Here is a 14,062-nt window from a genome sequence, read left to right on the forward strand (position 1 = left end):
TTGAGGCACCTGTCCAGCGAGGCGCCCCGGGGAGGCTCCACTGTGCCCAGGCGGCGGTTCAGCGACCGTGAAAAGGCCGTTTCAGCCGAGTTCCGAGCGCATCGGCAGGGACCAGTCGATCGGGGCGACCCCGCGGCTTTCCAGGTATCGGTTCGCCGCCGAGAAGTGCCCGCAGCCGATGAAACCGCGATGCGCCGACAAGGGAGATGGGTGCACCGACCGCAAAATGCAATGGCGGCGGCCATCGATCAGCTGGCCCTTCTTCTGGGCATAGGAGCCCCAGAGCATGAAGACCAGCCCTTCCCGCTCCCGGTTGAGGGCATCGATGGCGGCGTCGGTGAAGCCTTCCCAGCCCTTGCCCTGGTGGGACCCGGCCATGCCCTGCTGGACGGTGAGCGTGGCGTTGAGCAGCAGCACGCCCCGATCCGCCCAGGGGGTCAGGCAGCCGTGGTCGGGCGCCGGGAAGCCCAGGTCGCGCTGGATCTCCTTGAAGATGTTCTGCAGCGAGGGCGGCGCCGGCACGCCGGGCCGGACGGAGAAGCACAGGCCATGGGCCTGGTTCGGGCCGTGGTAGGGGTCCTGCCCCAGGATCACCACCCGCACGGCGTCGAACGGGGTGTGGTCGAAGGCGGCGAAGATCTCGGCGCCAGGCGGATAGATCACCTTGCCGGCCTGCTTTTCGCTGCGCAGGAAGCCGCCCAGGGCCTGCATGTCGGGCCGGCTGAGGTAATCGCCGATGCGAGCCTTCCACGAAGGCTCGAGCTTCACGCGATCCTCGGTCACGCCGCGTCGCCCCGCTCGCGCAGGTGCTGCGACACGCGCAGCTGGAACAGCAACTTGGTCATCAGCAGTTTTTCCTCGATGGGTTTCTCGACCAAGTCGTTCGCGCCGGCACGCAGCAGCGCGGCCTGGTTGGCCGGGTTCTCGTCGCCCGTCATCACCAGCACGGGCAGGCGGCCCTTGCCGTAGCCGTAATCGCGGCGGATGCGTTCGAGCAGGTCGCCGCCGGTGAGTTCGCCCTTCAGGCTGACGTCGGTGAGCACGATGTCGGCGCCGACGCGGGACGCTTCCTTCGCCTTGTCGAGCAGCACCAGCGCATCTTCGACGCTCACCACGTGGTGCACGGTCAGGCCGTGCTTTTCCAGGATGCGCCGGGTCGCCAGCGCCACCACGCGGCTGTCTTCCACGTAGAGCACTTCGCCCTGGGCGGATTCGGGCGGCTTCACGTAGCCACGGATGAATTCCGCCAGCGCCTGGAAGCCCAGCGACTTGTCGAAATAGTCGGTGACGTGTTCGCCCAGCGTGCGGTTGTGCAGGCGGTCGTCCACGTCGCCGGACACCACCACGATGGGCACGTAGGCCTGCGCGGCGGATTCACGAACATGGCGCGCAAGCTCGAGCCCGTCCATGTCGGGCAGGCGCAAGGCGATGGTGATGAAGTCGAAGGCGCCGCCTTCCATCAGCTCCTTGGCTTCCGCGCCACTGCCGGCGCCGACCACGTCGCTGTCGGGCAGCTCGCCCTTCAGCACGCGCGCAATCAGCTGGCGTACCACCTTGGAACCATCCACCACCAGCACCCTGGGCGCCGTTCCCACCGCACGACTGCTGAAACTTCCACTCATCCCCTGTCACCCACGTGTAGGCCGGCGCTCCCTGCCGGCAACCTGTCGATGCACTGTCCCAGCGCCCGGAAACTTCGATCCGGGATGCTGCACCATCCCCACCAACCTTGCATGACAAGCTCGCCGTGGCGTGAGCCGGCGCACGCTTAGGCCGCCTTGCGCAACTGCCATGCACTGACCAGGCGGGCGCCCAGCCAGCCCAGCACCGCGGCGCCCACCGGCACGGCCGCCAGCAGCCACACCGGCAGCACGTCGACCTGCAGCTTGCCGGCATAGACCTGACCCAGCCGCTGCACGGGCTCGGCCAGCGCCAGCTCCACCAGCAGCGCGAAGCCGGCGGCAAGGATGCCGGCGAACAGGCCGTACCAGATGCCGGCATACAGATAGGGCCGACGCACGAAGGCACGGCTCGCGCCCACCAGCATCAGCACGCCGATTTCCTCGTGGCGGCTGGCGATATCCACGCGCACCGTGTTGCCGACCACCAGCAGCACGGCCACCGCCAGCAACGCGGCCAGAATCATCACGATGCGCTGGCCGACGCCGAGCAAGGCTTCCAGGCGCTGGCGCCACGTGCCGCCATCCTGCACCTGGTCCACGCCCTGCATGCCGCGCATGTCGGTGACGAGCTGGTCGACGCTGTCGGCGCTCACGCCGGCCTTGGGCTGCACTTCCAGCACGAACGGCAACGGATTGACGTCCAGCGTGTGCAAGGCGCCGGAAAAGCCCTGCATCTTGGCCAGCTCGTCCATGCCCTGGTCGGGCGATTTGACGGTGACGCCGGCGACTTCGGCGCGTTCGCGCAGCTTCTTGGCCATCATGTCCGCCGAGGACACGCTTTGCCCCGGCTGCAGGAACACGCTGATGGTCTGGTTCTGGCCCAGCGCGTCGCCCATCTTCTGCAGGTTGCCCAGCAGCAGATAGAAAGTGAGCGGCAAGGCCAGCGCGATGGCCATCACCGCCACGGTGAGCAAGGTGCCGACCGGGCGCGACATCAGGCGACGTAGGCTCGACGCCGCGCTCCAGCCGTGATGCTCGCGCCAGCTCGCCACCGGCCGGGGCTTGCTGCGAATGCCGCGCGACTGGTCGGACAGCAGCGGGCTTTCCATCGGGAATTCGGGTTGCGTGCTCATAGCACCTCCTGTGCGGCCACGTCGGCGACGAGGCGGCCGTGATCGAGCACGATCACGCGCTTCTTCATGCGCTTGATCAGCGGCAGGTCGTGGCTGGCGATCAGCACGGTGGTGCCCACGTTCTGGAATTCGGCGAACAGGCCCATGATCTCCACCGCCAGCGTCGGGTCGAGGTTGCCGGTGGGTTCGTCCGCGATCAGCAGCATGGGCTTGGCGACGATGGCGCGCGCGATGCCCACGCGCTGCTGCTCGCCGGCGGAAAGCGTGGCGGGCAGCTGGCGCTCGTAGGCGAGCAGGCCGACCTTCTCCAGCGCCGCGCGCACGCGCTTGCCGCGCTCGCCGGGCGCCATGCCGCCGATCATCAGCGGCAGCTCGACGTTGGCGAACACGGTGCGGTCCATCAGCAGGCGATGGTCCTGGAACACCATGCCCAGGCGGCGGCGCAGCTTGGGAATGCCGGCGCGGGCCACCTTGGCGAGGTTTTGCCCATCCAGCGTGATCACGCCGTGCGACGGCCGCTCGATCAGGCCCAGCAGTTTGAGCAAGGTGCTCTTGCCGGCGCCCGAATGGCCGGTCACGAAGGCCATTTCGCCCGTCGCCACTTCAAAGGAAAGTTGCGACAAGGCCTCGTGGCCGCCTTCATAGCGTTTGCTGACTTGATCGAAGCGGATCACCGCGCATCCCCGGTCCTGGATGACAGAAGGATAAGGGATGCACGCGCGAAGGTCAGTCGGTTTTGTCTCGCGGCGCTGCCGCGGATTCAGCCGCGACAGCGCTCGACAGGCGGATCGCTCAGCGCCCGGTGAAGAAGCGGCTCAGCCGGCGGAAGAAGCCGACCTTCTTGGGCGCTTCCTGCTCGGCCTGCTTGCCCGAGGTGATGGCGACGTGGCGCGACGGACGCGAGTGGTTGCTCTCGCCATTGCCGCGTTCGCGCGGCGGGCGGCGCTCGCCGCGCGGTTGACGATTGCCTTCGCCGGCCGGGTTGGCGGCGGCCTCCGCGACCGGTGCGTCACCCTCGCGGCGACGGTTGCGGCCACCGCGGCGGCGGCGACGCTTGCGCTCCGCGCCTTCCGTGTTCTCGCCCGCGGCGGGTGCCGGTGCGCGCTCGGGCTTCGCCGCTGCTTCGGCGCCCTCGGCTGCCTGCTCGGGGCGGGGCTTGCGCGGCTCACGCGGCTTGTCGCCGCGCGGACGATCGCCACTGCGGCCACCACGGCTGCGCGAACCCTTGCGCGGCGAGCCGTCCTTCTCGCGCTGCTCCACCTTGTCGCCGAAGGCGGCGCTGTCGGCGGCCACGTCGGCCATGTACTGCGCGTCCTGCTCGCGCGGCTGCGGCATCACCAGCATGTCCGCCTCGATGTTGGCCACGGGAATGCGCTGGCCGATATACGTCTCGATGTCCGGCAGGCTCATCGCGTACAGGTCGCAGGCGAAGCTGATCGCGTCGCCCTCGGCGCCCAGGCGCGCGGTGCGGCCGATGCGGTGCACGTAGTCTTCCGCGTCCTGCGGCAGGTCGTAGTTGAAGACGTGGCTGACGGCCGGGATATGCAGGCCGCGCGCGGCAACGTCGGTGCACACCAGGATGTCGAGCTGGCCTTCCTGGAAGCGCTGCAACAGCTTCTGTCGCTTGAGCTGCGGCACGTCGCCCGACAGCGCGCCCACGCGGTAGCCCTGGCGCTTGAGGCGGTCGGTGATCTTCTCGGCCGCGGCCTTGGTGTTGACGAAGATGATGCTGCGCGAGGGGTTGGTGCGATCGAGCAGGTTGAGCAGCAGCGGCATCTTCTCTTCCTTGGCGGGGAAGTAGACGACCTGGCGCACGCGGTCGGCAGTGACGTTGTCCGTCTCCACCTCCAGCTTTTCGGCGTTGTGCATGTGCTCGTAAGCCAGCTCCAGCACGCGGTGGCTGAGCGTGGCGGAGAACAGCAGCACCTGGCGCTGCTCGCGCGCCGGCAGGCGGCGGAAGATGAAGCGCACGTCCTTGATGAAGCCGAGGTCGAACATGCGGTCCGCCTCGTCGATCACCATCACTTCGACGGCGTCCAGGCTGAACACGTGCTGCTTGAAGTAGTCGAGCAGGCGGCCCGGCGTGGCGATGATGATGTCGCAGCCATCCTTGAGCTGCTGGCGCTGCTTGTCGTAGTCCACGCCGCCGTAGATGAGCGCGGTGCGCAGGCCGGTGTGGCGGCCGATGGACTTGGCGTCCTTCTCGATCTGGATGGCCAGTTCGCGGGTGGGCGCGATCACCAGGGCGCGCGGGTCGCTGTCCTTGCGCTCGGCCACGGCCGGCGTGGTCAACAGGCGATTCATCATCGCCACCAGGAAGGCGCAGGTCTTGCCGGTGCCCGTCTGGGCCTGGCCGGCGACGTCGCGGCCCGTCAGCGCGACCGGCAGGGTCAGCGCCTGGATCGGCGTGCAGCGGGTGAAGCCCGCCTCGTCGAGGCCTTTCTGAAGCAGCGGATGGAGATCGAAATTGGTGAAGAAGGTATCGGTGAGAACGGTTTGGGACATTGCTCTTGGGATATGAATGCAGGCAGCGCCCGGGGGCGGCCGCCTGGCTCCTTGCCGGTGAGACGCAAACAAGGAACGGGTGGATGGTCGGCGCGGCCGGGACATGGCGGCAGTGTCCCAGGCAGGACCGGCGGGAGCGGCGGCGTGCGACAGCTCCGCTGGCATAGGTCAAAGGACTACCGGCTTTAACCCTTTGGCAGTCAAGGGAAAACCCTTTCACCTATGTCAACGGAACCGTCCCTGGCCACCCGTGGGAGGCCAATGCATCCAAATAGGCCGGATGCACCGACAGCCTCCCTTGAATCGCTTGAATCGCGCCCCGAGTTACGTTGCAATGGAGGCCTGCCGCAATGGCACCAGACTTCCTTTTGGTACGACCCCGCGCTTCATGGGCGCCCCAGTGTAGCCGATGCTGGGCGCGCGGTCGTGAAACCCTACCCCGCCTATCTTCGGAGATCCCGGTGAGCGACCTGATTACCCATGTGAGCGATGACGCCTTCGAGCAGGAAGTGCTCCAGTCCGATACCCCTGTCCTGCTCGACTTCTGGGCGGAGTGGTGCGGCCCGTGCAAGGCCATCGCCCCGATCCTGGACGAGCTGGCCCAGCAGTACGAAGGCAAGCTGCGCATCGCCAAGATCAACATCGACCACAACCAGAAGACGCCCCGCAACTACGGCGTGCGCGGCATCCCGACCCTGATGGTCTTCAAGAACGGCAAGGTCGAAGCCACCCAGATCGGCGCGGTCAGCAAGGGCGCGCTGACCCAGCTGATCGACAAGGCCATCGCGCAGACGGCCGGCAACGCCGCCTGAGACAGCATCGCGCTTCACCTCGCTTCGGAAAATTTTTCTGAAGTTTTCCCGCCGCGGCGCTTTACGGCGCCGCGGGCCGGGTGCTAGATTTCCTGCGTCCGTCGGGACAGTCCTGTCCCCCGCGCCGTCCGCGCAACGCAACCTTCCCTCCTGTCATCAACGGCGCCCCGCAGAGGTTTGCCCGTGTCTGATATCGAAAGCAAAGAAACCAACGACGCCAAGAGCGCCGACGCCAAGCCTGTGGCTGAAACCCGCACGCGCGCGCCGCGCAAGTCCGCCGCCGCGGCAGCCGCTGCCGCCGAGAAGGCCGAGAAGCAGCCGCAGCTCGACATGCCGCCGCTGCCTCCCGTGGAGCGCGCCGCGCCGCCTGCCTCCGAACCGCCCGCCCCCGCTCCTGCCGCCGAATCGGCGCCGCAGAACGACGGTGGCCAGCGCCAGCCGCAGGAAGCCCGCGAGGGCGGCCAGCAGCAAGGTGGCGGCAACGGCGGCAACCAGCAGAATTTCAACCGCAACGACCGTGACGGTCGCGGCCGCCGCCGGCGCCACGAGCGCAACCAGCAGCGCGGCCAGGGCGGTGGCGGCGGCAACCAGCAGCATCCGCGCAACAACAACGGCCTGCCGGTGGACGACGAGTACGCCGACGCCGGCAGCAACGACCGCCTGATCAACCTGACCGAACTCAAGCGCAAGAACGCGTTCCAGCTGCTGGAATTCGCCGAGTCGCTGGGCATCCAGGAAGGCGTGGCGCGCGCCCGCAAGCAGGACGTGATCTTCTCCATCCTCAAGGCCCACGCCCGCTCCGGCGGCGGCATCTGGGCCGAGGGCGTGCTGGAAATCCTGCAGGACGGCTTCGGCTTCCTGCGCTCGGCGGACGAGTCCTACCTGGCCGGCCCCGACGACATCTACGTGTCGCCCAGCCAGATCCGCCGCTTCAACCTGCGCACCGGCGACTACATCACCGGACGCGTGCGCCATCCGAAGGAAGGCGAGCGTTACTTCGCGATGCTCAAGGTCGACGACATCAACGGCGATCCGCCGGAGGCGTCGAAGAACAAGATGCTGTTCGAGAACCTGACGCCGCTGTTCCCGCGCAAGGCATTCAAGCTCGAGCGCGGCAACGGCTCGACCGAGGACATCACCGGCCGCATCCTGGACCTCGTCGCGCCGATCGGCCGCGGCCAGCGCGGCCTGATCGTCTCGCAGCCGAAGTCCGGCAAGACGATGATGCTGCAGAACATCGCGCAGGCCATCCAGTACAACCATCCGGACGTCCATCTGATCATGCTGCTGATCGACGAGCGCCCGGAAGAAGTGACGGAAATCGCCCGCACCGTGCGTGCGGAAGTGATCTCCTCGACCTTCGACGAGCCGGCCGTGCGCCACGTGCAGGTCGCCGAAATGGTGATCGAGCGCGCCAAGCGCCTGGTCGAGCACAAGAAGGACGTGGTGATCCTGCTCGACTCCATCACGCGCCTGGCCCGCGCCTACAACACCGTGGTGCCGAGCTCCGGCAAGGTGCTCACCGGTGGTGTGGACGCCAACGCCCTGCAGCGCCCGAAGCGTTTCTTCGGCGCCGCGCGCAACGTGGAGGAAGGCGGCAGCCTGACCATCATCGCCACCGCGCTGACCGACACCGGCAGCAAGATGGACGAGGTGATCTACGAGGAGTTCAAGGGCACCGGCAACATGGAAGTGCACTTGTCCCGCCGCATCGCCGAGAAGCGCGTGTACCCGGCCATCGACATCAACCGCTCCGGCACCCGCCGCGAGGACCTGCTGATCGAGCCGGACCTGCTCTCCAAGATCTGGATCCTGCGCAAGCTGCTGCATCCGATGGACGAGCTGGCCGCGATGGAGTTCATGCTCGACAAGATGAAGAACACCAAGTCCAACGACGAGTTCTTCAACTCGATGAAGCGCTGATCCTCCGCGCCTTCGTCACCGCAAAGGCCGCCTCCGGGCGGCCTTTGCATGTCCGGCCTCAGGAACGCGGCGGATACACGCAGAGCGTGTTTCGCCCCGCCGCCTTCGCCGCATACAGCGCGCGGTCCGCGCAATGCAGCAAGGCTTCGCGCGGGCCCAGCTTGGAGGGTGGCAGGTCGTCCAGGCTGGTCACGCCGATGCTGATCGTCACGCAGTCGTACGGGCTGCCCGGATGCCAGATGGCCAGCGCGCGGATGTCCTGCAGGATGTGCCTGGCCACGACCTGCGCGCCCGAGGTATCGGTATCCGGCAGGATCGCGATGAATTCCTCGCCGCCATAACGCCCCACCAGATCGCTGTGGCGGCGGATGCTCTTGCGCAGCCGCGCGGCGATGGCGCGCAGGCATTCATCGCCCTTCTGATGCCCGGCGTGATCGTTGTAGGACTTGAAGTAATCGACGTCCATCATCAGCACCGACAACGCGGCGCCGCTGCGCATGCAGCGCCGTGCTTCCGCGGCGAGCGCGTCGTCGAGCCGGCGGCGGTTGGCCAGGCCGGTCAGGTGATCGTGGCTGGCGTGGAACTGCCACAGGCGGCGCGCCTCTTCCGAGGCGACTTCCATGCGCTTGCGGTTGGTGATGTCGACCAGGGCCGTGGTCATGCCCAGCACATTGCCGTCGCTGTCGCGCACGGCCTGCAAGGCCACCATGAAATGCCGGCCGTGGCAGGCCAGCTCGCGCTCCTTCAGGTCGAAGCCGGCATCGAAATCCGCGAAATCCTGTTGCAGCTGCTCGTCCGCGCCGGAGAGGTAATCGTTTACGCGACGACCCGTGAGATCCGCCGGAAGCAAGCCGTGAATGGCCGCATAGGCGCCATTGACGCCCGTGTAGCGGCCATCGCGGTCGATCACGCCCAGCGCCACGGGAATCGCGTCGTACAGAGACTGCAGCGACGTGGCCAGCGGGCCGATCAAGGTGTCGGCGTCGAAACGCGGCGACGCGTTGCTCATGCCCTGCTCCAGACCATAGGTGCGTGACGACCGTGCCCGGCCGTGCTGCGTGTCTTTGCCGAAAGCCCGGCGGCGCGAGCGCACGAGGGTCACGGCCCTGCGCGCGACTCGCGGCCAGCTTCTCTGCAGCTTGAAATTTCGCTTGACCATCTCATTCCTCCGGCCCACGCGAACGGAAGACGCTCGAGGGGAGAGCGCTCTGCGCCAGCGGGCGACGACCGCGGGGAATAGCCGGCGAACACGCCGGGAATGCGGATCGTCCAGTGACCATGGTGCTCAAGTGCTGCCTTGGCCGGAATCAGAAAAGTCCTACCGACGGGATAGTGCCGTCTCTTCTCCGCGCGCGGCCAGCAGACAATGCCGCAGGCCATCCATCGTCCCGGCCATGTGGCGTTCAAGCATGCGGCGGATGAAAGGCGACCACAGCCGGGCCAGCCAGCCTATCGGCGTGACCTGCACGGAATGGGTGAGGTAGGTTCCCTCGCCGCGCGGCGACAGTGAGAAGTCGAAAGCCACGCGCATGAAACGGCCCGCATAGACACAGGCCAGGCTGCGCGCAGGCTCGCGCGCCACGATGGCGCCGGTCAGCACGCCGTGGCGCGTCACGCCCTGGTAGACGCAGCGCAGCGCATCGCCCACGGCGTTTTCGCCGCCGTGGTATTTCTGCACGCGAATGCAGCGATCCAGCCAGCGATGCATCGAGGACACGTCATCGACCAGCGCGAACACCTCGCCCGGCTCGCGCGGCACGAACACACTCTGGCGTCGATAGAGCGCCGACAACCGTGAATCCTTCCGCATCAACCGCAAGGCACGGCTATCAATTCAGGCACTGCTTGAGCACGCGCAGCATCACCAGCAGCACGACCGCGCCCAATGTCGCCACCACCAGCGAAATGACGAAGCCGCCGCCCACGCTGAATCCGATGACGTGCGCAAGCCAGCCGCCGAGGCACGCGCCCAGCACGCCGATGAGAATGTCGATGAACAGGCCATAGCCGCTGCCCTTCACCATCAGGCCCGCGATCCATCCGGCGAGCGCGCCGATGACCAGCCACACCAGCAGACTGTGTTCCGCCATAAATCGAATGCTCCTGTGACATGACATAACGAGGGCGCGTCCCGTCCTGCGGAACGCGCCCTCATGGCTTGGCCTGTGTTGGGCCCGGATCGGACATTCCGCTGCCACGGCTTGCACCGCCTGGAACACAAGCCGTGGCGCGGACGCCCCGTACATAAATCCCGACAAACCGATCAGGGGTGGCGCGGTTTGTCGCCGGCGTGCTCACCGACACATGTCATCCATGGCATGCGGGAAACCTCATGCGGCCGGCGCACCTGCGCGGTGCGGCAACCCCATGTCGTGGGACGCATTGGACGATGTGCGGCGCGCCAGCGGAATCAGAACATTCCTACCCTGGTCACGAGACGAACGCGGTAAATCCAGGCGTTCAGAGCAAGCCGATGGAACGGGCGTAATCGTAGAGCTGCTTGTCGCTGTCCAGGTTCAGCTTGCGCATGGCGTCGCGCTTCTGCTGACTGATGGTTTTCACGCTGCGCTCCAGCCGCCGCGCGATTTCCGACACGGTCATGCCTTGCGCCAGGAACCGCACCACCTCGACCTCGCGCTTGGAGATCACCGGTTCCGCGCCGGTCGGGTACATGCCTTCGATCTGGCGGCGCATGCGCTCGCTGAGGTAGCTGCGTCCCGCGCGGATCATGTCGATGGCGAGTATCAGCTCCTTCGCCATCGCCATCTTGTCGACCACGCCGCGCACGCCGACGCTCACCATGTTCTGCACCAGCGCCGGATTGCGCAGCATGGTCAGCACCAGGATGGGCAGGGAGGGATAGGTTTCGCGCACATGCTGCAGCAGGGCCAGGCCGTCATGGCCTTCGATGTCCGCCGGCATGGAGAAATCCGTGATGAGCAGGTCGCAGGGCACCTGCGCCAGCCGTTCGAGCAATTCGCGACCGTTGCGCGCTTCGCCGACCACCTCCAGCTGGTTGCCGTAGTCGCGAAGCGAGGTCTTCAAGCCGATCAGGACGACCGGATGATCATCGGCAATTATGACCCGCACACTGCACTCCTGCTCTACCTGCACTGCAAACAGCACATAAGCTACGACATTCAAACAAAGGCGCTGACTTGATAGTGTCCATTGTTTGTGGCACCCGCGCTTCAAAGGTAGCATGAAGCCCTGACCATCCAGCCGCATGGATTCTTTCGCCGACCGGGCCTGCGCGATGCTTACCGTCGTTCGTTCCAGCCCGGAAACAGGGCCTGCCACCACCACCGCACCGGCCTGCCAGCGCCGCCTGGCCCTGGGCATGCTGGCCCTGCCCTGGCTCGGCAACGAAGCCACCGCGCTCTCGCCGATGGCCGTGGTCGTCACCGTGCTGCTGGTGGCAACGGCCATCCTTGCCTTTGTGTTGACCTGGCTGCTGCAGGCGCAGGTGCGCCGCAACCGGCAGCTGGCGCAACGGCTGCAGGCGGAGCGGGCGCTGCAGCAGGCCACGCTCGACGCCTTGCCGTTCCCGGTGTTGCTGCACGGGCTCGATGGCGAGCCCGTAGCCGGCAACCCGCCGGGAAAGGCGCTGCCCGATGGCGAGGGTGCCGTCGCCGCGCTCCGCAGCCCCGCGTTCGCGGAACAGAAGGACAGCGTGCTGCAAGGCGCGACGCTGCGGCGGGAAGTGACCATCACCACCGGGCAAGGCGACACGCACGCCGCCCAGTTGTGGATACGCGCCCTGCGCGAAGGCAAGGCCCCCGCGCAAGGCTACGCCAGCACCCTGCTAGACCTGGCCGAATTCGGCGATGCCGAGCAGGCCGCGCGGCAGACCGAGCAGCGCCTGGGCGACATGGCGCAGGGCATGCCGGTAGTGGTCATGGCCCTGCGCATCGAGCGGGGTGTGGCGCAGCTCTCCTTCATCACCGGCGATGCCCGCGCTCTCTTCAACCTGGACACGACCGAACTGCGCGATGCCGAAGGCACGCTGCGCCTCGATGCCTTGCGCGAACGCATCCACCCGGACGACCTGCCGGCACTGCTGCCGCTGTTGTTGCCCGCGGAACATGACGCCACCCCGCGCACGCTGGATTTCCGCGCTTTCGGCCAGGGCGGCCTGCGCTGGGTCCATGCCACCTTCGCCACCCGCACGATGGGCGACGGCGCGCTGGGCGCGATGAGCTGCTTCATCGACACCACCGAACAGAACCTGCGCAACGAAGCCTTGCGCATCGCCCGCGACGTGGCCGAACGCGCGTCCAAGGCCAAGGCGGATTTCCTCGCCGCCATGAGCCACGAGATCCGCACGCCCATGAACGGCGTGATCGGCATGCTGGAACTGCTCGGCCGCACGCCGGTGAATGGCGAACAGCGCGAGATGCTGCGCGCGGTAGAGGAATCCGCCGGCTCGCTGATGCAGATCCTCAACGACATCCTGGATTTCTCCAAGCTCGAAGCGGGCGACCTGCGCCTCGACGCTGCGGCGTTCGACACGCGGCAATGGCTGGACGGCGCGGTGGGCACCATGGCGATGGCGGCGCGCGCCAAAGGGCTAGGGCTGCACCTATGGGTGGACGCGGCGGCGGCCGGGCAACTGCGCGGCGACAGCCAGCGCCTGCGGCAGATCGCGATCAACCTGCTCAACAACGCGATCAAGTTCACCGACCGCGGCCATGTCGGCGCCACGCTTACCGTGCTTGGCGACAGCGGCGGGCAGCAGCAGCTTGCGCTGAGCATCACCGACACCGGCATCGGCATCGCGCCGGACAAGCAGGCCACGCTGTTCAAGCCGTTCGCGCAGGCGGAATCCTGGACCAGCCGGCGCTACGGTGGCACCGGCCTGGGCCTGGCCATCTGCCAGCAACTGGTGCAGCTGATGGATGGCAGCATCGAATTGCAAAGCGAGGAAGGCCAGGGCACCACCGTCACCGTGCAGGTGCGCCTGCCGGTGGTGAGCCGCGACGCCGACGCACCCGCCGCCCTGCACGGGCGCCACGCCATCGTGCGGCTGGCCGCGCCCGCCGTGGCGGGCGCGCTGGAACAATACCTGCGCGCCGCCGGCATGAGCGTCGAGCGCATCGAGCCCACCACGCCCATGCGTACCGGCATGGCCGCCAGCCTGCTGTTCATCGATGCGGGCGATCGCGAGAGCGCGGACCAGGTGCACGCACGCGTCGTCGTGGTGGGCGATGACGCCACCGCGGACACCGAAGCCACCTGGCTCGCCGCGCAGCCACTCACCTGGCGATCCGTCATCGGCGCCTGCCTGCGCGCGTTGGAGCTGGAAGCCCCGGGACACTGGAGCGAACCGCCGCCCACCGGCGACACGCCCGCCTTGCGCGGCCGCGTGCTGGTCGTGGAAGACCATCCGGTCAGCCAGCGCCTGATCGCCCGCCAGCTCGCCCTGCTCGGCATCGCCAGCGAAGTGGTGGACAACGGCGCGGACGCCTTGGAGATGCTCGCCGGCGGCGGCTACGCCCTGCTGCTGACCGACTGCAACATGCCGCACATGAGCGGCTACGAGCTGGCCACTGCGTGGCGCAGGCACGAGGCCGAATCGGGCGCCACGCAGCGGCTGCCCATCCTCGCCATGACGGCCAATGCGCTCAGCAGCGAAACGGTGCGGGCCAGGGACGCGGGCATGGACGACGTGCTCAGCAAGCCCCTGCAGCTGGCCACGCTCGGCCGCAAGCTGGGCGAGTGGCTGGGGGAACTGACGGTCGCCGACGGCGCCGGCCCCACGGACGACCTGCGGGACCTGCTGGTGCAGGAAACCGGACGCGACCTGGACGCCCTGCGCCACCACGCGGCCCGGCAGGATCTTGCGGCGGCCCGCCAGTCCCTGCATCGCCTGATGGGCGTGCTGCCCTTGCTGGGCGACGAGGCCCTCGCCCGGCAGGGCGAGCAGCTCGACGAGGCGCTGCATGGCGCCGAGGGGCTGGACGCCTTGCCGGAGGTGGCCTCGTTTACCGAACGGCTGGCCCGGCGGCTGTCAGCCCCGGCCCGTCCCGGCCCCATTTCGTGATGTAGTTGGCATTTCGTCGATTCG

At 67.6% G+C, this 14,062-nt stretch carries 12 protein-coding genes; 3 read left to right on the forward strand and 9 right to left on the reverse strand.

The window, feature by feature from the left end; translation table 11 throughout:
• Nucleotides 1-81 precede the first annotated feature (81 nt).
• The 5 genes from ung to BDW41_RS13715 form a co-directional block, all read right to left on the reverse strand.
• A complete protein-coding gene (ung, locus tag BDW41_RS13695; RefSeq protein ID WP_074548873.1) occupies nt 82-783 on the reverse strand; it encodes a uracil-DNA glycosylase in 702 nt (233 codons plus the stop codon).
• Nucleotides 780-1,622 carry a response regulator gene (locus BDW41_RS13700; protein ID WP_074548875.1) on the reverse strand — a complete coding sequence of 281 codons (843 nt, stop codon included), beginning with the start codon at nt 1,620-1,622 and terminating at the stop codon, nt 780-782. The genes ung and BDW41_RS13700 overlap by 4 nt, the downstream gene beginning before the upstream one ends.
• Before the next feature lie 146 nt (nt 1,623-1,768).
• Nucleotides 1,769-2,755, reverse strand: a complete 987-nt coding sequence (ftsX, locus tag BDW41_RS13705) for a permease-like cell division protein FtsX (protein ID WP_074548877.1) — start codon at nt 2,753-2,755, stop codon at nt 1,769-1,771.
• Nucleotides 2,752-3,429 (reverse strand): cell division ATP-binding protein FtsE, encoded by a 678-nt coding sequence (gene ftsE / locus BDW41_RS13710; protein WP_074548879.1) that lies wholly within the window; start codon nt 3,427-3,429, stop codon nt 2,752-2,754. Before ftsE ends, ftsX begins: the two co-directional genes overlap by 4 nt.
• A gap of 118 nt (nt 3,430-3,547) precedes the next feature.
• Nucleotides 3,548-5,260, reverse strand: coding sequence for a DEAD/DEAH box helicase (locus BDW41_RS13715; RefSeq protein ID WP_074548881.1), 1,713 nt, complete (start codon nt 5,258-5,260; stop codon nt 3,548-3,550).
• Between the two features lie 461 nt (nt 5,261-5,721).
• Here BDW41_RS13715 and trxA point away from each other — a divergent pair, with 461 nt between their 5' ends.
• Together trxA and rho are read left to right on the forward strand one after the other, a co-directional pair.
• Nucleotides 5,722-6,072, forward strand: a complete 351-nt coding sequence (gene trxA / locus BDW41_RS13720; protein ID WP_074548883.1) for a thioredoxin TrxA — start codon at nt 5,722-5,724, stop codon at nt 6,070-6,072.
• A 183-nt stretch (nt 6,073-6,255) separates the two neighbouring features.
• Nucleotides 6,256-7,995: a transcription termination factor Rho gene (gene rho, locus BDW41_RS13725; RefSeq protein WP_074548885.1), complete on the forward strand. Its 1,740-nt coding sequence runs from the start codon at nt 6,256-6,258 to the stop codon at nt 7,993-7,995.
• A 58-nt stretch (nt 7,996-8,053) separates the two neighbouring features.
• Here rho and BDW41_RS13730 read toward each other — a convergent pair whose 3' ends face one another.
• From BDW41_RS13730 to BDW41_RS13745, 4 genes are all read right to left on the reverse strand, one after another.
• Entirely contained in the window at nt 8,054-9,004 is a 951-nt protein-coding gene (locus tag BDW41_RS13730) for a GGDEF domain-containing protein (RefSeq protein ID WP_074548887.1), read from the reverse strand.
• Nucleotides 9,005-9,313: 309 nt separating this feature from the next.
• Entirely contained in the window at nt 9,314-9,787 is a 474-nt protein-coding gene (locus tag BDW41_RS13735; RefSeq protein ID WP_074548889.1) for an SRPBCC family protein, read from the reverse strand.
• A gap of 37 nt (nt 9,788-9,824) precedes the next feature.
• Nucleotides 9,825-10,085: a GlsB/YeaQ/YmgE family stress response membrane protein gene (locus BDW41_RS13740; protein WP_074548891.1), complete on the reverse strand. Its 261-nt coding sequence runs from the start codon at nt 10,083-10,085 to the stop codon at nt 9,825-9,827.
• Nucleotides 10,086-10,455: 370 nt separating this feature from the next.
• Entirely contained in the window at nt 10,456-11,085 is a 630-nt protein-coding gene (locus tag BDW41_RS13745) for a response regulator transcription factor (RefSeq protein WP_074548893.1), read from the reverse strand.
• 136 nt (nt 11,086-11,221) lie between these two features.
• Here BDW41_RS13745 and BDW41_RS13750 point away from each other — a divergent pair, with 136 nt between their 5' ends.
• Nucleotides 11,222-14,038 carry an ATP-binding protein gene (locus tag BDW41_RS13750; protein ID WP_074548895.1) on the forward strand — a complete coding sequence of 939 codons (2,817 nt, stop codon included), beginning with the start codon at nt 11,222-11,224 and terminating at the stop codon, nt 14,036-14,038.
• Nucleotides 14,039-14,062 lie beyond the last annotated feature (24 nt).

It is taken from the genome of Dyella sp. AtDHG13, assembly GCF_003201105.1.
GTDB lineage: Bacteria > Pseudomonadota > Gammaproteobacteria > Xanthomonadales > Rhodanobacteraceae > Dyella > Dyella jiangningensis_B.